This window comes from Mycobacterium sp. NTMscope_MAC_269 (assembly GCF_976985695.1).
On the sequence record NZ_OZ335668.1, the window covers coordinates 5,271,729 to 5,295,825 of the forward strand.

Genomic DNA, 24,097 nt, shown 5'->3' on the forward strand with positions numbered 1-24,097 from the left:
CATAGAATTCGCCACGGCGGCGGGCGGGGCGGCGCGTTTTCGCCGTAGGCCTCTCGGGCGGGCCCGGCGGGGGCGGCCACTAGACTCGCCTGCGTGGCCGAATCCAGGAAAACCGAGGCAACCGCGGCGACTGAGGCGTCGGGTGCGCCTGCAGCGCCGGCCCGGCCGGTGCTCGTCGTGGACTTCGGGGCGCAGTACGCGCAGCTGATCGCGCGCCGGGTCCGCGAGGCGCGGGTTTTCTCCGAGGTCATCCCGCACACCGCCACGGCCGAGGACATCAAGGCACGCGACCCGCTGGCGCTGGTGCTCTCCGGGGGGCCGTCGAGTGTCTACGCCGAGGGCGCCCCTCAGCTCGACCCGGCGCTGTTCGATCTCGGGGTGCCGGTATTCGGCATCTGTTACGGATTTCAGGCCATGGCCCAGGCGCTGGGCGGGACCGTCGCCCACACCGGCACCAGCGAATACGGCCGGACCGAACTGAAAGTGCTTGGTGGCGAACTGCATTCGGGATTGCCGAATGTTCAGCCGGTGTGGATGAGCCACGGTGACGCGGTCACCGCCGCGCCGGACGGGTTCGAGGTGGTGGCCAGTAGCGCCGGGGCTGAGGTGGCCGGGTTCGAGAACCGGACTCGTCGCCTGGCCGGGGTGCAGTACCACCCGGAGGTGATGCACAGCCCGCACGGCCAACAGGTGCTCAGCCGCTTCCTGCACGACTTCGCCGGGCTTGGCGCCGACTGGACGGCTGCCAACATCGCCGAGGTGTTGGTCGAGCAGGTGCGCGCCCAGATCGGCGACGGCCGGGCGATTTGCGGGCTGTCCGGCGGCGTGGATTCCGCGGTGGCCGCCGCGCTGGTGCAGCGCGCCATCGGTGACCGCTTGACCTGTGTCTTCGTCGACCACGGGCTGCTGCGCGAAGGCGAGCGCGCGCAGGTGCAGCGCGACTTCGTGGCCGCCACCGGCGCCAACCTGGTGACCGTCGACGCGGCCGATACCTTCCTCGACGCGCTCGCGGGCGTGACCAATCCCGAAGGCAAGCGCAAGATCATCGGCCGTCAGTTCATCCGGGCGTTCGAGGGCGCGGTGCGAGATATTGTGGGGGACAACGCTTCCGAAGGTTCTGGTGTCGACTTCCTGGTCCAGGGCACGCTGTATCCCGACGTGGTGGAGTCGGGCGGCGGCAGCGGCACCGCGAACATCAAGAGCCACCACAACGTCGGAGGCCTGCCCGGCGACCTGACCTTCAAGCTCGTCGAGCCGCTGCGGCTGCTGTTCAAGGACGAGGTGCGCGCGGTCGGGCGAGAGCTCGGTCTGCCGGAGGAAATCGTTGCGCGCCAACCGTTTCCGGGTCCCGGCCTGGGCATCCGGATCGTCGGCGAGGTCACCGCACCGCGGCTGGACACCCTGCGGCGGGCGGACTCGATCGCCCGCGAGGAGCTGACCGCCGCCGGCTTGGACAACCTGATCTGGCAGTGCCCGGTGGTGCTGCTGGGCGACGTGCGTTCGGTCGGTGTGCAGGGCGACAACCGCACCTACGGCCACCCGATCGTGCTGCGGCCGGTGACCAGTGAGGACGCCATGACCGCCGACTGGACCCGGGTCCCCTACGAGGTGGCCGAGCGTATCTCGACCCGCATCACCAACGAGGTGGCCGAGGTCAACCGGGTGGTGCTGGACATCACCAGCAAACCGCCCGGCACCATCGAGTGGGAGTAGCCACTCGGCCGTAACGCGCCTCGCTCGACGGCGCCGCGCCATTGACAGTCCCCGCGTCCGGGTGATAGTCATGGCGCAATTGAAAACATCATTTTCAATTGCTTGTCGCGCCGATGCCGGCTGGAGGACAACGTGGCCGATGCAGCCCATGAGCAGGCGCAACCAGCCTGGAAGAACCCGATGGCGTGGCTGCCGCACTCGGTCGCCGAGGCGGCGCTCTCGGCCGGGGAGGGCGGGGCGCCCGACCTGCCGCAGGCCTGGGCGCACCTACAGGAGCGGCTGAGCGCGGCCGAGCAACTCGTCCGGTCCACACCGGTCAACAAGAACCGCCTCGACTACGGGTCGGGGATGCGTCACCTGATGGTGCTACTGGCGGTCGGCACCGACATGGCGCTGCGGGCCGATCCCGACCCGGTGCTCGCGGTCAACCGCGCCAGCATGGACGACATCGTCACCTGGGGCCTGGAATGTCCGGACTGCGTGTACCTGACTGCGAGCCTGCGCGCGGGCGAGACCTATCGGCTCTTCGGCAACCGGGGGACGGCCCGCTACGTCGGGTTGCAGACCATGGACGGGATCGCGGCGACCTCCAATTGCCTCGTGGACGATCTCGAGGTCGACGCGGACGGGGAATTCGAGGCGATCCTGTCAGCGGACGAGCGCGAGGGCAACTGGCTGCGGCTGGCCGGGGATCATCCGACGCTGACCGTGCGGAACTTCTTCTACGACTGGGACACCGAGGTTCCCGCGTCGCTGCGCATCGAACGCATCGGCGACGAAGTCGTGCCCGAAACTCGTGCCGTCGACCTGGACGCCTCAGTCGCCCAACAGCTTTACGCGCTAGGGGATTTCGTCTACGACAACCTGAAATTCTTCCTCGACTTCGGTGCGATGGCGCCGCCCAACGGTTTCATTCCGCCGATGGACATGACCGAGATGGGCGCGGCGGCCGAAAATCGGCCCGTCATCGGGCGTTTCGAGCTCGAACCCGGCGAGGCCCTCATCCTCGAGGTGACGCCGCCCGACGGGGTCTACTGGAGCATTTCGCTGGGCAACCCGTGGTTGGAGACGATCCACTACGGCCGCCATCAGTCCAGCCTCAACGGACATCAGGCGATGATCGACCCCGACGGGGTCTTCCGCGCCGTCCTTTCGGCAACGGATCCCGGGGTGGCGAACTGGCTCGACACCGCCGGACACAGCAACGGCGCGATGCTCTTACGTTGCGTCCGAACGCAAACCGCGCCGGTCCCGAGCTCACGCGTCGTGAAGCTCGACGACGTCGCGGCGGCGTTGCCGGCCGAGACCACGATGACGACCCCCGACGAACGCGCCCGAGTCATCGAAGCCCGTCGCCGCGCCGTACACGAAAGGTTCTACCGATGAGCTTTTCCGCTGACGAACTCGAAGACGGCGCACGCGCCGCTACCGGGCTCGACGACTTCGGCTCGCCCTACTACCGCGAGGGCCTCGAACGCACCGTCGACGCCTTGAACACCGAAGCCGAACTCAACGACCTCGGCCGCGGCATGCAGCACGCCACCATCAGCAATGCCCTGATCCAGCGGCTGAAGATCGTCGAAACCTACAAGCGGCATCCGGAGATCGCCGACGAGGTGGTCGAGGGCCCGGTCGTCGTCCTCGGTCTGCCCCGCACGGGCACCACCGCGTTGAGCCAATTGGTTTCTGCCGACCCACAATTCAGGTCGCTGCGGGTGTGGGAATCGCAGGCACCGACTCCGCCGCCCGAGGCCGCGACCCAGCACAGCGACCCGCGGATCGCGCAGGCCGCCGAGGGCATCGCGATGATCTCGCAGATGTTTCCCGATTTTCAGGCGATGGTCAGTTCCGAGCCCCAGGCGGCGACCGAATGCCAGGACCTGATGGGGATGAGTTTTCGCACCTTTCACTTCGACGGCGTGGTCCGCGTCCCCGGCTACGTGGAATGGCTGCTGCAGACTGACATGCGCGAGACGTACGACTTCCATAAGGACGTGCTCAAATTGCTGCAGTGGCATTGCAAGCCGAACCTGTGGCACCTGCGGACCCCGGTGCACATGTACGCCCTCGACGCGTTCGTCGACGCGTATCCCGACGCGAAATTCCTGTGGAGCCACCGTGATCCGGCCAAGGTGCTGGGGTCGGTGTGTAGCCTGATCGCCTACGTCCGCAGCTGGAGCAGCGACCGAAAAGATCCCGAAGAGCTCGGCGCCGAGCAGCTGGCGTGGTGGGCCGAGGGCATGCGACGGGCCATGGAATTCCGCAGGAAGTTCGGTGACGACCGGTTTGTCGACGTGTCGTTTGCCGCACTGCAAACCGACCCGGTCGCCGCCGTCGCCGACAGCTACGACAGGCTCGGCCTCGCCTTCACCGACTCGGCACGGGCCAAGGTGCGCCAGTGGGCGGACGAACACAAGCCCGGTCACCGCGGCACCCACACCTACGACTTGGCGGACTACGGGTTGACCCCGGAGCGCGTGCACGACGCGTTCAGCGACTACATGGCCACCTACGATGCTTCGGCCTGATCGGGCCGGCGGGCGTCAAAAACTCGAACCCGATCCGCAGGTGCACGACGCGATCGTGTCCGCTGCCGCCGAAGTCGTTCGGACCCAAGGGGTCCAGGCGCTCTCGATCGCCCAGCTGCTCGGCAGGACGCAGTTGAGCACCCGGGCGTTCTACCGTCACTTCGACTCCAAGGACCAGCTGGTGGCGGCGGTCTTTTTGGTGATGGCCCGCGCCGAGGTGCTGCGGCTTGTGCAGCGGATGTCGGACTGCGCCGACCCGGTCCGTGCGGTGGCGGCCTGGATCGACGGCCGGCTGGACCTGGCCTTCAATCCGCAGCTTCGCTCCGAGCTGCGCCAGATGTCGCTCGAGGCGCAGAATCAGATGTTCGTCGCGCCCGAGCTCGTGGCCCCCGCCTACCGGGAAATGCTGCGCCCGCTGGTCGAACAGCTCGCGTGGGGCAAGAGTTCGGGATTATTCGCCGACATCGATCCCGATGCTGAGGCGCTGTCCATCCAAGGTGTCGTATGGGCCAACATCGAACGGCAGTGGGCGACGGCCCATCGCGAGCCGGGCGAAATCCGCGCGCGCGTGCAGCATTTCTGCCTGCGGGGGCTGGGCGTCGCGCCCGAAACGATCGCGGAGGTTCTCGCCGACGTGCCGGGCGAATAGTGCCGGTGCGGGTGCTGCGCTCAGGCGCCGATCATTTGTCGCGAGGCGGTAACTAGCGACGGCTCTTCTCGGGCGACGTGTCGCCATTGCAGTTTCGCGGGAGTTTGCAAGCACCAGGAACCCCACCAGCACCGACCGCATGCGGCAGCCCCTCACGTTTCTTGACGGTTGTCGGAGGGCCGGTGTTTACTTCGAACATACTTTCGAAAGCGGATCAAGGAGGCGACGTCATGACCGCGGCTTTTGCCTCCAGTCACCGCCAAGAAACCCGTGCTGAGCAGCTCGAATCGCTTCGGCGGCGGATGGCGAGCATCTCCGCAAAAAAGACCGGGCGGGCCTTCGACGGGCCCGCCGCCGACCTGCTGGGCGCGGAATCCCAGCTGGCGCTGCCGCAGTGGCTGGCGGACCTGCTGCCGGCGCCGCTGCCGCGGGGAACGGTGGCCGTGCTCTCGGGTGCCCGGTCGCTGCTGTTGAGCATGGTGGCCGCGGTCACGGCGGCCGGCGGCAACGCCGCGATCGTCGGCCAGCCGGATATCGGGCTGCTGGCCGCCGCGGAGATGGGCGCGGACCTGAGCCGGCTCGCGGTGATACCGGACCCCGGGACCGATCCGGTGGAGGTGGCCGCGGTGCTCGTCGACGGCATGGATCTGGTGGTCCTCGGGCTCGGGGGGCGCCGGGTGCCGCCGACCCGCGCGCGGGCGGTGGTGGCGCGGGCCCGCAACAAGGGATGCACCCTGCTGGTCACCGGCGGCGACTGGCAGGGCGCGCCGACGCGGCTCGCGGCCCGGGTCTGTGGTTATGAGATCACCCCGCACTGGGGAACGCCCGCCCCCGGATTCGGGCGGATCAACGGGGTGCGGCTGCAGGTCAGCGGGATGTGCGCGGGACGACGGGTGACGCCCCAAGCGCGAGCCGGGTGAATTCCGGTGGTATCCCCTTCTGGCTCAAGGGTTTTAGCGATCTGGTGCATGGATTGGCCCGCGGTCGCGGCGGCGGCGGCCGCCGGTCTGTCCGCGGCGGATCCGGTCGCGGTCACGTTGGCCAACCGGGTGATCGCCTGCTCGTCGGCCGCCCGCGCGGTGGGGGTGCGGCGGGGGCTGCGACGGCGGGAGGCGGCGGCACGGTGCCCGCAACTGCATGTCACCACCGCCGACGCGGACCGTGACGCCCGCTTCTTCGAAGCGGTGATCGCGGCGGTGGACGACCTGGTGCCCCGCGCCGAGGTGCTGCGGCCCGGGCTCCTGGTGTTGCCGGTGCGCGGGGCGGCCCGCTATTTCGGGTCCGAGGCCACCGCCGCCGAACGGCTGATCGATGCGGTGGCGGCAGCCGGCGCCGAGTGTCAGGCCGGGATCGCCGACCAGCTGTCCACCGCGGTCTTCGCGGCGCGGGCGGGCCGTGTCATCGAGCCGGGGGGCGACGCGCGGTTCTTGTCGGTGCTGTCCATCCGCCAACTCGCCACCGAGCCGAGCCTGTCCGGTCCCGGCCGGGAAGAACTGGCGGACCTGTTGTGGCGGATGGGGATTCGCACCATCGGGCAGTTCGCCGCGCTGTCGCGCAGCGACGTGGCCTCCCGGTTCGGCACCGACGGGGTGACCGCACACCGGTTGGCCCGCGGCGAGCCCGAACGGCCGCCCTCCGGGCGGGAGCCGCCGGCCGAGCTCGAGGCCGTGCTGGACTGCGATCCGCCGATCGACCGGGTCGATGCCGCGGCGTTCGCCGGGCGCTCGCTGGCCGGCGCGCTGCATCAGACGCTGATGGCCGCCGGCGTGGGGTGCACCCGGCTGGCCATTCACGCCGTCACCGCCAACGGCGAAGAACGCCACCGGGTGTGGCGATGCGCCGAGCCGTTGACCGAGGACGCCACCGCCGACCGGGTGCGCTGGCAGCTCGACGGCTGGCTGAGCAACCGCACCGCGCGCGATCCCCGGCCCACCGCCGCGGTGACGCTGTTGCGGCTGCGGGCGGTGGAGGTGGTATCCGCCGAGGCGCTGCAGTTGCCGCTGTGGGGTGGGCTGGGGGAGGAGGACAGGCTGCGGGCCCGCCGGGCGCTGGTCCGGGTGCAGGGCCTACTGGGCCCTGAGGCGGTGCGAGTGCCGGTGCTGTCCGGCGGTCGCGGGCCGGCCGAGCGCATCACACTGATCCCGCTGGGCGACGAGCCGGTGCCGCGGGCCGATCCCGATCTGCCGTGGCCCGGCCGGCTGCCCGAGCCGTCACCGGCGGTGTTGCTGGACGACCCGGTGGAATTGCTTGACGCTCAAGGGAACCCGATACGCGTGACCAACCGGGGGCTATTCTCCGCCGACCCCGCCCGCATGATCAGCGGGGGTGTCGGGGGCCGAGACGAGCGGCTGTGCTGGTGGGCCGGCCCCTGGCCGGTCGACGAGCGATGGTGGGATCTGGAGCTGAGTAAGGGCCGCACCGCCCGCGCCCAGGTCCTGCTGGAGAGCGAGCGTGCGTTGCTGTTGTGCTATCGCCAGCGGCGCTGGTATCTCGAGGGCAGTTACGAGTAGGTGGGCCGCAGCGCGTCGGGGGTCAGGTCTTTGAGCGAGGGATATCCGTCGACGGCCATGATCAGGTCCGCCTCGGCCAGCAGCGAGCGCAGCACGTGCACGATGCCCTCGACGCCCCCGAGCGCCAGCCCGTAGGCGTAGGGGCGGCCGATCCCGACGGCGGTCGCCCCCAGCGCGAGTGCCTTGATGATGTCGGCCCCGCTGCGCACGCCCGAGTCGAACAGCACGGGCAGCCCGTCGGCCGCCTCGAGCACCTCGGGCAAACAATCCAGGCAGGGCAGCCCGCCGTTGGCTTGCCGCCCACCATGGTTGGAGCAGTAAATGCCGTCTACGCCAATCTCTTTGGCGCGGCGAACGTCGTCAGGGTGGCAGATGCCCTTGACCATCAGCGGCAGGTCGGTCTCCGCCCGCAACCACTCCAGGTCCTCCCATCGGAAGGGGCCGCCGAAAATCGGCAGCTTGCGCACCGCCGCCTCGGTGGCGTCTTCGCCCCGGCTCAGGTTGGCACGAAAAACCGGATCGCTGGTGTAGTTGGCCAGGCACCCGCTGGGCACCTGGGGGTAGTTCCCGCCGCTCAGGTCGCGGGGCCGCCAGCCGGTGACCCAGGTGTCCAGGGTGACGGCGATGCATTTGAAGCCGGCCGCCTCGGCGCGGTGCACCAGGCTGGCGGCCATCTTGCGATCCGGCGGCGTATACAGCTGGAAAAACGCCGGGGTATCGCCCAGTTCGGCGGCGACATCTTCCATCGGGTCGGAGGTGAGCGTGCCCACGAAGAACGGGACGCCGGTGCGGACCGAGGCCCGCGCGCACAGGATGTCCCCGTGGCCGTCGGGATCGCACACCCCGATGACGCCGATGGGCGCCATGAAGATCGGAGACGGGAACCTCATGCCGAACAGCTCGACGGACATGTCGCGCTCCTCGGGGGCGATCCCCATCCGCGGGTACAGTCCCCACCGCTTGAAGGCCGCGCAGTTGGCGCGCTGGGTGTGCTCGTCACCGGCGCCGCCGGCGACGTACTGCAGCACTTTCGGTGTCATCGCCGCGGCCGCTTTTTTCTCCAGGTCCTCGAACCTGATCGGGTACTGCGGCTGATTTCCGTGCAGTGACTGGTCGTACAACTCTTTTTGATAATCGGCGAAGGCCATAGTCGGTCCAGTACCCCGCACCCGGTGCACCAAACGGCCTTAAGCCTCCCGCGCCGTCCAGAGCCTTCGGGCCACGGCGGCACCGGCGAGCATGAACGTGGCCAACGCGACCGTCGGCGCGGCGACCCGCGCCGCGCGCGTTCGCGAGCCGGGCTCGGGCCGGCCCGGGGGAGAGGTGGAGCGGATGTCGTCCGAGGTCTTGGCCATGGCCATGATCTGGCCCAGGTGCAGCGCGTTCGCCGTCCCGGAGTCGCTGATCTGCGTCTGGCAGGAGAATCCGTTGGCCACCACCAGGGCACCCGGATTCTTTCGGATCGCCGGCAGCAGGGCCTGTTCGCCGCAGTCCAGCGACAGTTGGTACTTGCCCTGCTCGAATCCCCACGAGCCGGCCAGACCACAGCACCCACCCGAGACCGACTGCACGTCGAGGCCCATGTTCTGCAGCACCCGCTGATCGGCGTCGACACCGCCGGTGGCCCGCTGGTGGCAGTGGCCCCACAGCAGCACCCGGACACCGGGCCCGTCAAAGGACACCTTGGGCGGGTCGATGTCGAACGCGGTGAAGAATTGCGCGAAATGATAGCTGTTGCGCACCAACCGGTCCGCGTCGTCGTCATGCGGCAGCAGCTTCTTGAGCTCGTCCTTGAAGACGGCCAGGCAACTCGGCTCCATACCGACAATCGGTGTGCCGGAGCGTATTTCGCTGCGCAACTGATTTAACACGTCGTGCAGATAGTGCTCGGCGACATCGAGAAAGCCGTAGTCGTACAGCGGGCGGCCACAGCAGATGTGCCCGGTGGGCATGACGACCCGCCAGCCCGCCGCCTCGATCGCCTCCACGCAGGCGACGCCGACGTCGGTGTGCAGGCGGTTGTTGAAGGTGTCGGGGAACAGAATCACCCGCGGGCCCGTGGGGTTGACGACGGGACGCGCCGAGAACCACTGTTGCAGCGTCATCGGCGCGAAGGTGGGCAACGGCCTGTTTTGGTCAATTCCGCCTACCGCCTTGGCGATTCGGGAGAGCACCGGCGTCTGGGTGGCGAAGTTCGCCAGCTCCGGGATGGCGCTGGCCAGCCGCGCGGCCCGGTCGATGAACCCGAACGCGTACGCATACCGCGGCCGCCAGCGGCGCAGCGACCGGAAGTGGTGGTACAGGAACTCCGCCTTGTAGGTGGGGATGTCGACCTCGACCGGGCAGTCGCTGGTGCAGCCCTTGCAAGACAGGCACAGATCCAGCGCGTCGGCGACCTCGCTGGACTGCCAGCCATCGGTGATCACCTCGCCGCGCAGCATCTCGAACAGCAGCCGTGCCCGCCCGCGGGTGGAGTGCTTCTCCTCTCTGGTCACCTGGTAGCTCGGACACATGGTTTCGTCCGCCTCGGGCACCCGGCACTTGCCGACGCCGACGCAACGCAGCGCCGCGTGCGAGAAGTCGCCGTGGTCCTCGCTGTAGGCGAACTTCACTTTGGGCCGCGGCGGGTTGTAGTCGGTGCCCAGCTTGAGGTTCTCGTCGAAGCGGTAGGGATCAATCACCTTCCCGGGGTTCATCTTCCACTGTGGATCCCAGATCAGCTTGAACTTGCGCATGGCCTCCATCAGCCGCGGCCCGTACTGCTTGTGCAGCAGCTCGGCGCGCTGCTGGCCGTCGCCGTGTTCCCCGGACATCGACCCGCCGTAGGACGCGACCAGGTCGCCGGCCTCCTCCATGAAGCTGCGGTAGTTGACCAGCCCGTCCTTATGGCGCAGATCGAACCCGATCCGCGAGTGGATGCAGCCCTCCCCGAGGTGGCCGTACATGGCGCCGCGCAGGTTGTGTTTGGCGTAGAGCTGCTGCAAGTCGCGCACGTAGTCACCGATGCGGCGCCACGGGACCGCGGAGTCCTCCCAGCCCGGCCAATGATTGCCACTGTCGACGGGAAAAGCGGTCGAGCCCAGCCCGGCCTCGCGGATCGCCCACAGCTCGGCGCTGTTCCCACCGTCCTGCTTGCTGCGGGCCAGCACGATGCGATCGTCTTCGATGTGCTTTTTCTTCTTCAGCCAGCGAACGAATTCCTCCGCGTGCTCGAGTGATTCGTGGGGTTCGTCGGACCCGAACTGGATCATCAACCAGGCACCGTGGGAATCCGGGCGCGGCAGCGCGGCGAGACCGGCGGCGTTGACGCCGCTGATCTTCTGATCGTGCACGAGCATGTGGTCGACGGCCTCGAGCCCGATCGGCTTCCACTCCATCATCTCCGGTGCGAGATCACCGGCCTCGCCGAGCGAGTCGAACTCCACCACGACCACGGTGCGGTGCCCCATGGCCGGGGTCAGCATCACCGTCGCGGTCAGGGCCACCGCGCAGGTGCTTTCGGTGCCGACCAGGGCGCGGGCGACGTTGAATCCCCGCTCGGGTAGCAGTTCGTCGAGGTTGTAGCCGGACACCCGCCGCGGCACCTCGCTCACATCGGCGTACCCCTTGCGGATGTCCTCGGCGTACTCGTCGCGCAAATCCCTTAGCGCGGCGTAGATTTCGCCCTTTCGGCCGCCCGCGGCGATGATCGCGTCGAGGTCCTTCTCCTCGTTCACCCCGACGGTGAACCGGGCGCCGTCGTAGGTGACGATGTCCAGCGCGTGGGTGTTGTCGGACGTGCGGGGCCCCGGTCCGTAGAAGCGCGACTGGACCGAGTGCACCCCGCAGGAGTTGTTACCGATGTTGCCGCCCAGCGTGCACCGCGAATGCGACGACGGGTCGGGCCCGAACACCAACCCGTGCTCGCCGGTGGCCTTGTTGAGCTGTTCGTTGATCACCCCGGTCTGCACGGTGGCCAGCCGGCGCGGCGCGTCGATGTCGATGATGTCGGTGAGGTACTTCGAAAAGTCGATCACCACCGCCACATTGACGGTTTCCCCGGATAGGCTGGTGCCGCCGCCTCGGCACAGGACCGGGGCGTGGTAGGCGTGGCAGGCCCGCACCGTCTGCACCACGTCCTCGATCGTCTTGGGGACCACCACCCCGATCGGGACCTGCCGGAAGTTCGACGCGTCGTTGGCGTACATCGCCAACGTGGCCGTGTCGAACCGCACTTCGCCGCTGACATGTCGGCGCAGCTGACTCTTAAGCCCGGTGACGTTGACCTTGTCGACGGTGGCCGCCCCGGCAACGAAGCGCGTATCCGGGATGGTCCGCGACTGGTCGGTCCGCAGCAGGCTCATGCGCCCTCGCCCCTGGCCTGACCGATCTTTCTGGGGTCGTCGCACCGGATCCTGGTCATGACGCTCCTCCACTCCGGCCATTCAATTAATGCCGTGGAAAACGATTGCCGAAAACCACGCACTGACGTCTACCCGCGATCCAGCGCGCTAACCGCGGACCCAGTGAGTCGGTGGGCGCCGGAGAGGCCGAGCGCTCAGTGCTGACGAAAAGTGCTGGACGCGTGCGCGTTGCGCCGCCCGCGACGGGCGCGGTCGGGACTTCGAATCGCGGTCAGTACCGCCCGAAGACGGTCGCCACGTTGTGTCCGCCGAATCCGAACGAGTTGTTGATCGCGTACTGGTAGTTGCCCGGGCGTGGTTTGCCCGCTACGACGTCGAGATCGATTTCGGGGTCGAGGTTTTCCAGGTTCAGCGTCGGTGGGACGACCTGGTCGCGCAGCGCGAGCACGGTCAGGATCGATTCGACCGCGCCGACGGCGCCGACCGAGTGGCCCAGGGCCGCCTTGGGTGCATAGACCGCGGCGTTGCCGCCGTGGGGGCCCAGCGCGTTGTTGATGGCCTTGCCCTCGGCGACGTCACCGACCGAGGTGCCGGTGGCGTGGGCGTTGACGTGGTGGATGTCGCTGGGGGACAGACCGGCGAGCTGGATGGCCCGGCTCATCGCGTGCCCGGCGCGTTCGCCGTTGGGGTCCGGGGCGACCATGTGGTAGCCGTCGGAGGTGATGCTGGCGCCCATGATGCGGGCCAAGATGTTGGCGCCGCGGGCTTTGGCGTGCTCCTCGGTTTCGATCACCATGAGCGCGCCGGCCTCGCCGAACACGAAGCCGGTCCGGTCGCGGTCGAACGGGCGGCACGCGCCGGCGGGGTCGTCGTTCTTGGTCGACATCACGATGCGCATCTGCGCGAACGCCGCGATCGCGACCGCCTCGATCCTGACCTCCACGCCACCGCAGATCGCGATGTCGGCCTCCCCGAACACGATGTTGCGCCACGCCTGGGCGACGCCTTCTGACCCGGACGCGCACGCCGACACCGGGGTGATGACCCCGGCCTTGGCGTGCCGTTCCAGACCTACCGCCGCGGCCGCCCCGTTGGGCATGTACTTCGACACCGCCAGCGGGGAGACCCCTTTAGCGCCTCGCGCGCGCAGATCGTCGTAGCTGAACACGATTTGCTCGGCGGATCCCAGGCCAGTGCCGATGGATACCATCAGGCGGTTGCTGTCGACCTCGGGCGAGCCGGCGTTCTCCCACACTCGACGGCCCAAGACGGTCGACATCGTTTGCAGATAGCCCATGCGGTGCAACTCGGCGCGGGTGAGTCCGCCGTCGAATTCCTCCAGCAGGTGACCGCCGATGCGTACCGGCAGGTCAAACTCCTCGACGAACGAATCCTCGAGTTTGCGGATACCACTCTGGCTGTCCTGCAACAGCTTCCAGGTGGCCTCGGCATCGGTCGCCAGTGCGGTCGTCATGGCGATGCCAGTGACGACCACATTCGGCAGCGTTTTCCCGGTAACCAGCTCCGCCATGACTCCCGAAACCTTTCATTTGATGAGGGCTGCTAACGCTTGCGCCGAGCCCCACTCACCCCACCAAATCATGCCAACACAAACCCTCATTGTCCCCGACGTCAAGGGTGTGGCGCTATTGGGCGCGTACCGCCTGCGCTTGGGCCGCCAGCGCGCGGCCACCCGGCAACGCCCGCAGGACGGCGCCGGCCAGCCGGTCGCGGCCGCGCACACCGTCGGTCCTGGCCGCACGGGTGCGCAGGTGGCGCCAGCCCAGGGCCGCCCACGACGCCGCGACGGCGGCGTCGGCCACCCCGCCGCGGGCCCGGCGCCGGTCGACGACGGCCAGCCCGAGCGCGGTCACCGAGTGCACCGTGTCGACCCAGACCCCGGCCGCCAGCACCTCCGGGCCGGGATTGACCCCCGACAACGCCGCCTGGGCCAGATGGCGGGCGCCCAGGATCCGGGTGACGACGATCGCCCTGCGATCGACCCGCACGCCGTGGATGTGGCTCAGCACCCCGGCGGGGGCCGTCAGCAGCACGCCGCCCCATCCCGCGCGAATCAGCTCGATGGCGCGAATCTTCATGGCCTATAGGCTAACCGGTGCGCGAACGGGCCCACCCGCTCGATGAACAGGTCGAAGAAGGCGGCCGCGTCCACGTCAATCCCGATGCGCGCGTTGGGCTCTCGACGGCCCGACCAGTCGGTCACCGTCATGGCGCGGGTCAGGGTCCCGGTCAGCTCGATGTCCACCGTCGCCGGACGTGTCGCGACGAGCTCCGGATCCAGCGCGACGGCCGCGGCCAACGGATCGTGCATGTGCGCCTGGTACCCGTGGCCGAGCTCGTGATAGGCCTCCAGGTAGAACCGGGTGGCGTCCTCGATCACCCGGATCAGTGGATTGGACGCCGTCGACCGGGTTCCGCGTTCGTCGTTCTCGCTCAGCGGCGCGGTCGTCGACTCGGCGGCGGCCGCCAGCCGGGCCAGGTGCTCGGGCGTCATCGCGACCTTGCGGGTCAGGTCCAGGCCGCACAGGATCGGAAGCCGCTGCTGCCCAACGGCTTGATGACCCCAGGCCGCCAGCACCTCGGCGGCGGCCTCCGGGTCCACGCTGATGTTCCATTCCGCCACTGCGGTGGTGTTGCCCCGGTGGTCGTAGGAACCGCCCATGATCACCAGCCGCTGCAGCAGCGTCGGCAGGGCGGGCTCGGCGCGCAACGCCAGCGCGAGATTGGTCAGCGGACCGGTCGCCACCCCGATGAGCTCACCGGGGTGGGCCCTCGCCGCGCGCACCCAGGCGTCCGCCGAGTCGTAGTCGGTGAGCGCGCCGTCACCCGGCGGCAGCTCTGCGTATCCTAATCCCCTGGGGCCGTGGACTTTTGACGGCAGACACATCGGCCCGGTCAGCGTCTGATCGGAGCCCCTCGACACCGGTATGCCGGTGACCCCGCACAGCCGCAGCAGGCCCAGATTGTTTTCGCATACCTGATCCACACCGACGTTTCCACCGGTCGAGGCGATGCCGATCACGTCGGCGTCCGGGCTGGCGAACAGGTACGTCAGCGCCAGCGCGTCGTCCACGCCGGTATCGACGTCGACGAAAACGGGAGCGTTCATTGTCTACAACATAGCCACATCGGCGATTAGGCTGACATGATGCCCACGACGTCAGAGCCCCCCGAGGGGACCGAGTTAGCGCCGCACTTCGACGACGTGCAGGCCCACTACGACTTGTCGGACGATTTCTTCCGGCTGTTCCTCGACCCGACCCAGACGTACAGCTGTGCCTACTTCGAGCGCGAAGACATGACGCTGGAAGAAGCGCAGATCGCCAAGATCGATCTCGCTCTCGGCAAACTCGGGCTGCAACCGGGGATGACGTTGCTCGACGTCGGTTGCGGCTGGGGCGCGACCATGATGCGGGCCGTGGAGAAATACGACGTCAACGTCGTCGGCCTCACCCTGAGCCGCAACCAGGCCGAGCACGTCCAGCGGTTGATCGCGCAATCACAGAGCACCCGCTCCGCGCGGATCCTGCTGCAGGGCTGGGAGCAGTTCGACGAGCCGGTCGACCGGATCGTCAGCATCGGCGCCTTCGAGCACTTCGGCCACGAGCGCTACGACGCGTTCTTCACCCTGGCGCACGACCTGCTGCCCGACGACGGGGTCATGCTGCTGCACACCATCACCGGGCTGCACCCTAAGGAGATGGCCGAACGCGGCATGCCGCTGTCGTTCGAATTCGCTCGATTCATCAAATTCATTGTCACCGAGATCTTTCCGGGTGGGCGGCTGCCGTCGATACCGATGGTCGAAGAGCGCGCCACGGCGAACGGCTTCACGGTGAGCCGGGTGCAGTCGCTGCAGCCGCACTATGCGAAGACCCTCGATATCTGGGCCGCCGCGCTGCAAGCCCATAAGGACGAGGCCATCGCGTTGCAGTCCGAAGAAGTCTACGAGCGGTACATGAAATACCTGACCGGTTGCGCCGACGCATTCCGGATCGGATACATCGACGTCAACCAGTTCACGTTGCAGAAGTGATCACCAGTGCACGCCGGGCACCAGGCGGACCAGCCGCTTGACTTGCCGGGGAGTGCGGAGGCCGCCGGTGACGGCGCGCACGGGCCGGGTGGGCTTGCGGCGCGCGGTGGGTGACGGCGCTGGCGCGGCGGGTGCCAGCCCGCGTGCCGCGGCCGAGTCGGGGTAGCCGAGATAGAGCTGGTGCAGGATGCGCCGAGAAGTCCTGGGCGCGAAGTAATTTCCGGCCTCGGCGAGCGTGCCCAGCGGGGTGTCGATGCGCGCCGGCTTGTCCACCAACCCGCGCACCACCATCGCCGCCGCGCGCTCGGGGCTGATCGCCGGGACCGGGTTGAGCCGGTGCGACGGCACGATCATGGGGGTGCGCACCAGCGGCATGTGGATGTTGGTGAAGGTGATGTGATCGGACAGCACCTCCGACCCGACCACGTCGGAGAACGCGTCCAGTGCCGCCTTCGTCGGTAGGTAGGAGCTGTACTTGGGGTTGCGCGCCTGCACTCCGGCGCTCGAGACGTTGACGACGTGGCCGAATCGCCGCTCGCGCCAGTGCGGCAGCAGCGCCAGCACCATCCGCACCGCGCCGAAGTAGTTGACCGCCATCACCCGTTCGTAATCGTGCAGCCGGTCGGTGGAGTTGACCACCGAGCGGCGGATGGACCGGCCGGCGTTGTTCACCAGGTAGTCGACGTGGTCGAAGCGCCCCAGGATGTCCTTGACGGTGTGCTCCACCGACGCGGAATCGGTGACGTCACAGGTAAAGGCATGGGCGGCACCCCCATTGGCGCGGATCTCGGCGACCAGCGCATCCAGCGCCGCGCCGTTGCGGGCCAGGGCGAACACGGTCGCGCCGCGCTCGGCGATCGCGATCGCCGACGCCCGGCCGATGCCGCTGGACGCGCCGGTGATGATGACGTGGCGGCCGCGCAGCGGTTCCCGCGGATCGTCGCGGCGGGCGCGGTCAGGATCGAGGTGCTCCGCCCAGTACCGCCACAGCCTCGGCGCGTACGCGGAGAACTCAGGCACCTGTATCCCGGTGCCCTGCAAGGCGTTTCGAGTCTTATCGCTGACGAAGGTCGGCGCCAGGTCGACGAGGTCGAACACCTCGGCGGGGATGCCCAGCTGCGTGGCCGCCATGTTGCGGACCACCCGGGCGCGACCGCGCACGCCCAGCACCGGCGCGGCCACCGAGCGGGGCAGCGACCCACGCAGCGGCGGCAGCCCGCCCGCCTTGGCCACACCGCGGTAGATGCCGCGCAGACCGATGGTCTTTTCCGCGGTGAGGTGAAACGTCTGCCCGTCACGGCCGTCGGCGTGCGCCAGCGCGACCAGCGCGTCGACCACGTAGTCCACCGGGACGACGTTGGTCCGGCCGGTGTCGGGCAGCAGGATCGGGGTCAGCTTGGGTAGTCGAGCCAGCACGGACAATATTCCGAAGAAGTAGTACGGCCCGTCCACCTTGTCCATCTCGCCGGTGCGCGAATCGCCCACGACCACCGCCGGGCGGTAGATGCGATAGCGCAGCCCGGGCGCCGAACGCACCAGCAGTTCGGCTTCGAACTTGGTCTGGTGATACGGCGTCGGCAGCTGCTGGCCGACATCGAAGTCGTCCTCGGTGTATTCGCCGCGGAAGTCGCCCGCCACGGCGATCGACGAGACGTGGTGCATCGTCGCGTTCAGCCGCTGCGCCAGGCTGATGACCGCGCCGGTGCCCTCGACGTTGGCGGCGCGCTGCTCAGGCTCGCCGGCGGTGATGTCGTAGATCGCCGCGCAGTGCACCACGTGGTCGATCTCGCCCAGCTCGACGAGCGCTTCGTCGCTCAGATCCAGCTCAGGCAGCTCGGCGACCAGCGGTTTCACCCGATCGCCCCACCGATCACCCCATGCCGCCGCGAGCCGCTCGAAGCGACCCAGCGACTGCCGTCGCACCAGGACCCACACCTGCGCGTCGGGCCGGGATTCCAGAAGACGAGACACGACACGGCGACCAATAAACCCGGTACCGCCGGTAACGACATACCGCATGAAGACATCGTGACGTCGGCAGCCGCGCACGTCAACTGTCGGTCTGCCAGGGTCAGCCGCGGGCTAGCTGTGGAAGTCGCGAATCCCGTCCCAGTCGACCAGCGTCCAACCGGTCATCGGGTTACCGGTGATCACCACGCGGCCGGTGTTGGGCAACGGGTGGGTGTTCATCAGGCTGTCCTTGCCGTTGCGGGCGTTCATCAGGGTCCACACCATGATCGCGTTCGCGTGCGAGAACACCACCGGGTTGTGGTGGCCGCTGTTGTAGATCTTGTTGACGGCGGCGGTGAACTGGTCGTTGAACTCTTTGCCGCTGATCGAACCCGGGATGCTGTAGGACACATCGCCCTTGATCCAGTTCGCCGGGGCCACCAGGTAGGTCGACTTCGCCATCGACTCGGGCTTGCCGTTGTACCAGCCGGCGTTGATCTCCTGGATGCCGGGCAGGACCTCGACCTGCTTGCCGAGCTCGGCGCCCAGGGGCGCGGCGGTTTGCTGCGCCCTGGCCATGGTCGATGCGTAGACGCTGTCGTAGTCCTTGCGGCCGAGTTGGTGCGCGACCTGTTCGGCCTGTCCCTTGCCCTCCGGGGTTAGACCCGGGCCCGGCACGTCGGTGTCGATGGTGCCGGCGGCATTGGCCTCCGATTGAGCGTGCCGCACGAACGTCACCGTGATGGACCGCGCCTGCGGTGAGCCGCCGCAGCCGGCGACGATTACCGTTGCGGTGAGCGCGGCGACCGCTACTGAGGCCTTCCGGAACAAGCTGCGCTTGGGCATGGGAGATAGCCTGCCCTGCCGACAGCTTCGGTGGGAAGGGTTTGCGATGGTTACGTGCAGAAAAGCTCTCGATTTTTGGAAAAGGAGACTTCCATGGCGATTGACCCGAGCGCCGTCGGCGCGGTGACCGAACCCATGCTCTTCGAATGGACCGACCGGGACACGCTGCTCTACGCGCTCGGTGTCGGCGCCGGGATCGACGACCTGGCATTCACCACCGAGAACAGCCACGATATCGACCAGCAGGTGCTGCCCACGTACGCGGTGATCTGCTGCCCGGCCTTCGGCGCGGCCGGCCTGGTCGGAAAGTTCAACTGGGCCATGCTGTTACACGGATCGCAGAGCATCCGGCTGCACGCGCCGCTGCCGCCCGCGGGAAAGCTCTCGGTGGTGTCCGAGGTCGCCGACATCCAGGACAAGGGCGAGGGCAAGAACGCGATCCTCGTGCTGCGCGGCCGCGGCACCGACCCGGACTCCGGGCAGCTGATCGCCGAGACGCTCACCACGCTGGTCATCCGCGGCGAGGGCGGGTTCGGCGGAATGCCGGGCCAGCGGCCGGTGGCCCCGGAATTCCCCGACCGCGAGCCCGACGCGCGGATCGCGCTGCCCACCCGCGAAGACCAGGCGCTGATCTACCGGCTCTCCGGCGACCGCAACCCGCTGCACAGCGACCCTTGGTTCGCCCGCGAGCTGGCCGGATTCCCCAAGCCGATCCTGCACGGGCTGTGCACCTACGGGGTCTCGGGTCGCGCGCTGGTGTCCGAGCTCGGCGGGGGCGTGGCGGCCAACATCACCTCGATCGCCTCCCGATTCACCTCACCGGTGTTCCCCGGCGAGACGCTGACCACGCTGATCTGGCGCACCGGGGAGGGCAAGGCGGTGTTTCGTACCGAAGCGTCCGGCGGCGAGGATGGGGCCGCCCGGGTGGTGCTCGACGACGGCGCGGTGGAATACGCCTAGCGCTTGGGATTTTGGAGCAGCTCCGCCAACCGGTCGGTGAACTCGGCGGCGCGCGCGGGGCTGTCCAGCGCGAACAGCGCCGCGGTGGCGCGGTCGCCATCGTCGTTGTGCCGCACCAGGATCGGCACCCCTTTGACATCTCCGGTGCGCACCGCGTCGAACGCGTCCTCGTCGGTGATGTCGTCACCCAGGTAGACCGGCGTCAGTGCCCCCGCCCCGCCCTCGCGCAGGTGATCGATCACCCAGTGCAGCGTTTTTCCCTTGTCCCAGTCCAGATCCGGGCGCAGCTCGATGACCTCGCGGCCGGTGGTCACCCGCAGCGCGTCGCGGCGCCCCGCCGCGCGCACGGCGGCCAGCACCTCACCGACGCGCTCGCGCTCGGCGTTGCGGTAATGCACGGCGACGCCGAATCGCTTGTGCTCCACCGCTACTCCAGGGATTCCGGCGAGCCGGTCGCGCAGCTCGGCCGCCGCCTGCTCGAGCACCGGGATAGCCGCGGCCGCGGCGTCGTTCTGGTGGTGCGTCCCGTCGGGTGCGGTCAACTCGAAACCGTGACTGCCCGCATACCAAATGCCCGGCACACCAACGCGTTTCATCACATCGGCGAGATCGCGACCGGACAGCACCGCGACCGGACACCCGGCGGCCAGCTTCTTTAGCGCCTCGGTGGCCCCGGCGACGGGACGAGCGGCGTCCGGGTCGTCGACGATGTCCGAGAGCGTGCCGTCGAAGTCGAAGAACACCGCCGGTCGCCGGTTCGCCAGGCCGTCGGCCAAGGCCTGCAACGCATCCGGTAGTTGCGACATCCGAAGGTCCCCGGTGCGCACGTCCACCTCGCCGAGGTCGCCGACCACGGCGTCGGCCCCGGCGTCACGCAGCGCGTCGGCGCGCTCGGCGGGGCCGACGCCGATCACCAAGGCGAATCCCGCGGCGCGGGCGGCCTGCACGCCGGCCGTCTTCCCGGCGACGACGACGGCGCGGCCCGGGCGCACGCTCAGGTCCGCGGCCGCGCGCGCCGGGCCGTCCGCGGAGACGACGGCGGTGCCCAGCCCGATCTCCCGCAGCTGGGTGGCCAGCGTTGAGCCGAGGTCGCTTCGCAGGTCGAACAGCACCGCGTCGTGGCGGCGCGGATCGATGATGACCGGCATGAGCCAACCCTCTCACGACAGCCCCTATCGAACATATTTTCGATAGACTGCGTGCGTGGGCTGGTATGGGTTGGTTTAATGGGCCGCCGAGCTGGGCGGAAATGGAGCGGGTGCTCGACAGCAAGCCGCGCCGCGCCGGCGAGCCGGCGGGGCTTCCCGAGGACGCCCCCTTGTCGCGCAAGCGCGAGACGTACCGGCCGCCGAGGGGCGGCCGGGCGTCCCGCTCGTCCGTCGCCTACGCCGAACTGCATGCGCATTCGGCGTTCAGCTTCCTGGACGGGGCGAGCACTCCCGAGGAGCTGGTCGAGGAGGCGGCCCGGCTGGACCTGCGCGCCCTGGCGCTCACCGACCACGATGGCCTGTACGGGGCGGTGCGGTTCGCCGAGGCGGCCGCCGAGTTGGACGTGCGCACCGTGTTCGGCGCCGAACTGTCGCTGGGCGGCGAGGCCCGCACCGAGCGGCCGGATCCGGCCGGTCCGCACCTGCTGGTGCTCGCGCGCGGCCCCGAGGGGTACCGGCGGCTGTCGCGGCAGCTGGCCGCGGCGCACCTGGCCGGCGGCGAGAAGGGTAAGCCCCGATACGATTTCGACGCGCTGACCGAGGCCGCCGGCGGGCACTGGCACATCCTCACCGGGTGCCGCAAAGGCCATGTGCGCCAGGCGCTTTCCGACGGCGGTCCGGGTGCGGCGGAGCGGGCGCTGGCCGACCTGGTGGACCGGTTCGGGGCGCACCGGGTCAGCGTCGAGTTGACCCATCACGGTCAGCCGCTCGACGACGAACGCAACGCGGTGCTGGCCGCGCTGGCCCCGCGCTTCGGGGTCGGCGTCGTCGCCACCACCGGCGCGCATTTCGCGGCACCGTCGCGGCGTCGGCTGGCCATGGCGATGGGCGCCATCCGGGCCCGGGAATCCCTGGACTGCGCCGCCGGGTGGCTGGCCCCGCTGGGGGGGTCGCACCTGCGTTCCGGGGAGGAGATGGCCCGGCTGTTCGCGCATGTGCCTTTTGGGGGCCCCGACGCGGTGACCGCGGCCGCCGAGCTCGGCGATCAGTGCGCGTTCGGGCTGGCGCTCATCGCGCCCCAGCTGCCGCCGTTCGACGTGCCCGACGGGCACACCGAGGACAGCTGGCTGCGGCACCTCACGATGGCGGGCGCGCGAGAACGCTACGGTCTCCCGGAATCAGCGCCGCGCGCCTACGCCCAGATCGAACACGAACTGAAAGTCATTGCGCACCTGACATTTCCGGGCTATTTCCTGGTGGTCCACGACATCGCCCGGTTCTGCCGGGACAACAACATCCTGTGTCAGGGCAGGGGGTCGGCGGCCAACTCCGCGGTCTGCTACGCCCTCGGCGTCACCGCCGTCGACCCGGTGGTCAACGAGCTGCTGTTCGAGCGCTTCTTGTCGCCGGCCCGCGACGGGCCGCCGGACATCGACATGGACATCGAGTCCGACCAGCGCGAAAAGGTCATCCAGTACGTCTACGACAAATACGGCCGCGACTACGCCGCCCAGGTCGCCAACGTCATCACCTACCGGGGAAAGATCGCGGTGCGCGACATGGCCCGCGCCCTGGGCTTCTCGCAGGGCCAGCAGGACGCGTGGAGCAAGCAGATCAGCCACTGGAGCGGGCTGGCGGACTCGCCCGATGTCGAGGGCATCCCCGAGCCGGTGATCGACCTGGCGAACCAGATCCGGAACCTGCCGCGGCACATGGGGATTCACTCCGGCGGCATGGTGATCTGCGATCGCCCCATCGCCGACGTGTGCCCGGTGGAGTGGGCGCGCATGGAGAACCGCAGCGTCCTGCAATGGGACAAAGACGACTGCGCGGCAATCGGTTTGGTGAAATTCGACCTGCTCGGGCTGGGCATGCTCTCGGCGCTGCACTACGCCATCGACCTGCTGGCCGAGCACAAGGGCATCGAGGTGGACCTGGCGCGCCTGGACCTCTCTGAGCCGGCGGTGTACGAGATGCTGGCCCGCGCCGATTCCGTCGGCGTGTTCCAGGTGGAGTCACGCGCGCAGATGGCCACCTTGCCGCGGCTGAAGCCGCGGGTGTTCTACGACCTGGTGGTGGAGGTCGCGCTGATCCGCCCCGGTCCCATCCAGGGCGGGTCGGTGCACCCCTACATCCGGCGGCGTAACGGCCTGGACCCGGTGGTCTACGACCACCCGTCCATGGAACCGGCGTTGCGAAAGACGTTGGGGGTACCGCTCTTTCAGGAGCAGCTGATGCAGCTCGCGGTCGACTGCGCCGGGTTTTCCGCCGCCGAGGCCGATCAACTGCGCCGCGCCATGGGATCCAAGCGCTCCACCGAACGCATGCGCCGGCTGCGCGGTCGGTTCTACGACGGCATGCGCGCGCTGCACGGCGCCCCCGACGAGGTGATCGAGCGCACCTACGAAAAGCTGGAAGCCTTCGCGAATTTCGGTTTCCCGGAAAGCCACGCGCTGAGCTTCGCGTCGCTGGTGTTCTACTCGTCGTGGTTCAAGCTGCACCACCCGGCGGCGTTCTGCGCCGCGTTGCTGCGCGCCCAGCCGATGGGTTTCTACTCGCCCCAGTCGCTGGTGGCCGATGCGCGCCGGCACGGCGTGGCGGTGCACGGCCCGGACGTCAACGCCAGCCTGGCGCACGCCACCCTGGAAAACGCCGGAACCGAGGTACGCCTCGGGCTGGGTGCGGTCCGCCATATCGGCGACGATCTGGCCGAGCAACTGGTCGAGGAACGAAAAGCCCACGGCCCGTTCGGCTCTCTGCTGGACCTGACCACCCGGCTGCAATTGAGCGTGCCGCAGACCGAGGCGCTGGCCACCGCCGGGGCTTTCACCTGCTTTTCCATGTCCCGGCGCGAGGGGCTGTGGGCGGCCGGGGCGGCGGCCACCCAGCGGCCGGGCCGCTTGCCCGGGGTGGGTTCGTCCTCGCACGTCCCGACGTTGCCCGGGATGAGTGAACTGGAGCTGGCCGCCGCCGACGTGTGGGCCACCGGCATCTCCCCGGACAGCTACCCGACGCAGTTCCTGCGCGAAGACCTGGACGCGATGGGGGTGGTGCCCGCCGAACGGCTGGGATCGGTGCCCGACGGCGACCGCGTGCTGATCGCCGGTGCGGTGACCCACCGGCAGCGCCCCGGGACGGCCCAGGGGGTGACGTTTATCAACCTGGAGGACGAGACCGGGATGGTCAATGTGCTCTGCGCGCCGGGGGTGTGGGCGCGGCATCGCAAGCTGGCGAACTCGGCGCCGGCGCTGCTGGTACGCGGGCAGGTCCAAAACGCCACCGGCGCGATCACCGTCGTCGCCGAACGGTTGGGCCGCATCACCCTGGCGGTCGGCTCGCGCTCGCGTGACTTCCGGTGACGTGCGCCGTGAGGCTGCAACCAGCGACGGGTTC

General features: G+C 68.9%; 17 protein-coding genes. 9 read left to right on the forward strand and 8 right to left on the reverse strand.

Annotated features, from left to right (window positions below; all coding sequences use genetic code 11):
- The first annotated feature begins 93 nt into the window (after positions 1–93).
- The 6 genes from guaA to ACZ50Z_RS25150 all read left to right on the forward strand — a co-directional run bounded on the left by guaA (position 94) and on the right by ACZ50Z_RS25150 (position 7,400).
- Positions 94–1,713, forward strand: coding sequence for a glutamine-hydrolyzing GMP synthase (gene guaA / locus ACZ50Z_RS25125; RefSeq protein WP_464485950.1), 1,620 nt, complete (start codon positions 94–96; stop codon positions 1,711–1,713).
- A 180-nt stretch (positions 1,714–1,893) separates the two neighbouring features.
- On the forward strand, positions 1,894–3,099 hold the full coding sequence (locus ACZ50Z_RS25130) for a DUF1214 domain-containing protein (protein WP_464486400.1): 1,206 nt from the start codon (positions 1,894–1,896) through the stop codon (positions 3,097–3,099).
- Positions 3,096–4,241: a sulfotransferase family protein gene (locus ACZ50Z_RS25135; protein WP_464485951.1), complete on the forward strand. Its 1,146-nt coding sequence runs from the start codon at positions 3,096–3,098 to the stop codon at positions 4,239–4,241. The genes ACZ50Z_RS25130 and ACZ50Z_RS25135 overlap by 4 nt, the downstream gene beginning before the upstream one ends.
- Positions 4,228–4,890 (forward strand): TetR/AcrR family transcriptional regulator, encoded by a 663-nt coding sequence (locus ACZ50Z_RS25140; protein ID WP_464485952.1) that lies wholly within the window; start codon positions 4,228–4,230, stop codon positions 4,888–4,890. Before ACZ50Z_RS25135 ends, ACZ50Z_RS25140 begins: the two co-directional genes overlap by 14 nt.
- 230 nt (positions 4,891–5,120) lie before the next feature.
- On the forward strand, positions 5,121–5,810 hold the full coding sequence (locus ACZ50Z_RS25145; RefSeq protein WP_464485953.1) for a hypothetical protein: 690 nt from the start codon (positions 5,121–5,123) through the stop codon (positions 5,808–5,810).
- 48 nt (positions 5,811–5,858) lie between these two features.
- Positions 5,859–7,400 carry a DNA polymerase Y family protein gene (locus tag ACZ50Z_RS25150; RefSeq protein ID WP_464485954.1) on the forward strand — a complete coding sequence of 514 codons (1,542 nt, stop codon included), beginning with the start codon at positions 5,859–5,861 and terminating at the stop codon, positions 7,398–7,400.
- Here the strand turns inward: ACZ50Z_RS25150 and ACZ50Z_RS25155 are convergent.
- From ACZ50Z_RS25155 to ACZ50Z_RS25175, 5 genes are all read right to left on the reverse strand, one after another.
- Complete coding sequence (locus tag ACZ50Z_RS25155; RefSeq protein ID WP_464485955.1) at positions 7,391–8,548, reverse strand: alpha-hydroxy-acid oxidizing protein; 1,158 nt, start codon at positions 8,546–8,548, stop codon at positions 7,391–7,393. The genes ACZ50Z_RS25150 and ACZ50Z_RS25155 overlap by 10 nt on opposite strands.
- Before the next feature lie 39 nt (positions 8,549–8,587).
- Positions 8,588–11,743: an FAD-binding and (Fe-S)-binding domain-containing protein gene (locus tag ACZ50Z_RS25160; RefSeq protein ID WP_464485956.1), complete on the reverse strand. Its 3,156-nt coding sequence runs from the start codon at positions 11,741–11,743 to the stop codon at positions 8,588–8,590.
- A 271-nt stretch (positions 11,744–12,014) separates the two neighbouring features.
- Positions 12,015–13,274 carry a 3-oxoacyl-ACP synthase KasB gene (gene kasB, locus ACZ50Z_RS25165; protein WP_464485957.1) on the reverse strand — a complete coding sequence of 420 codons (1,260 nt, stop codon included), beginning with the start codon at positions 13,272–13,274 and terminating at the stop codon, positions 12,015–12,017.
- Positions 13,275–13,389: 115 nt separating this feature from the next.
- Complete coding sequence (locus ACZ50Z_RS25170) at positions 13,390–13,842, reverse strand: hypothetical protein (protein WP_464485958.1); 453 nt, start codon at positions 13,840–13,842, stop codon at positions 13,390–13,392.
- Positions 13,839–14,873, reverse strand: a complete 1,035-nt coding sequence (locus ACZ50Z_RS25175; protein ID WP_464485959.1) for a nucleoside hydrolase — start codon at positions 14,871–14,873, stop codon at positions 13,839–13,841. Before ACZ50Z_RS25175 ends, ACZ50Z_RS25170 begins: the two co-directional genes overlap by 4 nt.
- Before the next feature lie 39 nt (positions 14,874–14,912).
- On the opposite strand from ACZ50Z_RS25175, the gene cmaA1 reads away from it, so the two are divergent.
- Positions 14,913–15,800, forward strand: coding sequence for a cyclopropane mycolic acid synthase CmaA1 (gene cmaA1 / locus ACZ50Z_RS25180; RefSeq protein ID WP_464485960.1), 888 nt, complete (start codon positions 14,913–14,915; stop codon positions 15,798–15,800).
- Here the strand turns inward: cmaA1 and ACZ50Z_RS25185 are convergent, their stop codons facing one another.
- Complete coding sequence (locus tag ACZ50Z_RS25185; RefSeq protein WP_464485961.1) at positions 15,801–17,819, reverse strand: SDR family oxidoreductase; 2,019 nt, start codon at positions 17,817–17,819, stop codon at positions 15,801–15,803.
- A gap of 63 nt (positions 17,820–17,882) precedes the next feature.
- A complete protein-coding gene (locus ACZ50Z_RS25190; protein ID WP_464485962.1) occupies positions 17,883–18,596 on the reverse strand; it encodes a histidine phosphatase family protein in 714 nt (237 codons plus the stop codon).
- Between the two features lie 93 nt (positions 18,597–18,689).
- Here ACZ50Z_RS25190 and ACZ50Z_RS25195 point away from each other — a divergent pair, with 93 nt between their 5' ends.
- Entirely contained in the window at positions 18,690–19,556 is an 867-nt protein-coding gene (locus tag ACZ50Z_RS25195; protein ID WP_464485963.1) for a MaoC family dehydratase, read from the forward strand.
- On the opposite strand, the gene otsB is transcribed toward ACZ50Z_RS25195, so the two are convergent.
- Positions 19,553–20,704: a trehalose-phosphatase gene (gene otsB, locus ACZ50Z_RS25200; protein WP_464485964.1), complete on the reverse strand. Its 1,152-nt coding sequence runs from the start codon at positions 20,702–20,704 to the stop codon at positions 19,553–19,555. The genes ACZ50Z_RS25195 and otsB overlap by 4 nt on opposite strands.
- A 65-nt stretch (positions 20,705–20,769) precedes the next feature.
- Here otsB and ACZ50Z_RS25205 point away from each other — a divergent pair, with 65 nt between their 5' ends.
- Positions 20,770–24,063: an error-prone DNA polymerase gene (locus ACZ50Z_RS25205; RefSeq protein ID WP_464485965.1), complete on the forward strand. Its 3,294-nt coding sequence runs from the start codon at positions 20,770–20,772 to the stop codon at positions 24,061–24,063.
- The last annotated feature ends 34 nt before the right edge of the window (positions 24,064–24,097 follow it).

What these genes read in the sequence shown, in the direction of transcription:
- ACZ50Z_RS25150 (WP_464485954.1), top strand. Translation starts at nt 5,859, where the DNA reads ATGGATTGGCCCGCGGTCGCGGCGGCGGCGGCCGCCGGTCTGTCCGCG.
- ACZ50Z_RS25155 (WP_464485955.1), bottom strand. Translation starts at nt 8,548, where the DNA reads ATGGCCTTCGCCGATTATCAAAAAGAGTTGTACGACCAGTCACTGCAC.
- ACZ50Z_RS25160 (WP_464485956.1), bottom strand. Translation starts at nt 11,743, where the DNA reads ATGAGCCTGCTGCGGACCGACCAGTCGCGGACCATCCCGGATACGCGC.
- ACZ50Z_RS25205 (WP_464485965.1), top strand. Translation starts at nt 20,770, where the DNA reads ATGGGTTGGTTTAATGGGCCGCCGAGCTGGGCGGAAATGGAGCGGGTG.
- ACZ50Z_RS25185 (WP_464485961.1), bottom strand. Translation starts at nt 17,819, where the DNA reads ATGCGGTATGTCGTTACCGGCGGTACCGGGTTTATTGGTCGCCGTGTC.
- ACZ50Z_RS25130 (WP_464486400.1), top strand. Translation starts at nt 1,894, where the DNA reads ATGGCGTGGCTGCCGCACTCGGTCGCCGAGGCGGCGCTCTCGGCCGGG.
- cmaA1 (WP_464485960.1), top strand. Translation starts at nt 14,913, where the DNA reads ATGCCCACGACGTCAGAGCCCCCCGAGGGGACCGAGTTAGCGCCGCAC.
- kasB (WP_464485957.1), bottom strand. Translation starts at nt 13,274, where the DNA reads ATGGCGGAGCTGGTTACCGGGAAAACGCTGCCGAATGTGGTCGTCACT.
- ACZ50Z_RS25135 (WP_464485951.1), top strand. Translation starts at nt 3,096, where the DNA reads ATGAGCTTTTCCGCTGACGAACTCGAAGACGGCGCACGCGCCGCTACC.
- ACZ50Z_RS25145 (WP_464485953.1), top strand. Translation starts at nt 5,121, where the DNA reads ATGACCGCGGCTTTTGCCTCCAGTCACCGCCAAGAAACCCGTGCTGAG.
- ACZ50Z_RS25170 (WP_464485958.1), bottom strand. Translation starts at nt 13,842, where the DNA reads ATGAAGATTCGCGCCATCGAGCTGATTCGCGCGGGATGGGGCGGCGTG.
- otsB (WP_464485964.1), bottom strand. Translation starts at nt 20,704, where the DNA reads ATGCCGGTCATCATCGATCCGCGCCGCCACGACGCGGTGCTGTTCGAC.
- ACZ50Z_RS25175 (WP_464485959.1), bottom strand. Translation starts at nt 14,873, where the DNA reads ATGAACGCTCCCGTTTTCGTCGACGTCGATACCGGCGTGGACGACGCG.
- ACZ50Z_RS25140 (WP_464485952.1), top strand. Translation starts at nt 4,228, where the DNA reads ATGCTTCGGCCTGATCGGGCCGGCGGGCGTCAAAAACTCGAACCCGAT.
- ACZ50Z_RS25190 (WP_464485962.1), bottom strand. Translation starts at nt 18,596, where the DNA reads ATGCCCAAGCGCAGCTTGTTCCGGAAGGCCTCAGTAGCGGTCGCCGCG.
- ACZ50Z_RS25195 (WP_464485963.1), top strand. Translation starts at nt 18,690, where the DNA reads ATGGCGATTGACCCGAGCGCCGTCGGCGCGGTGACCGAACCCATGCTC.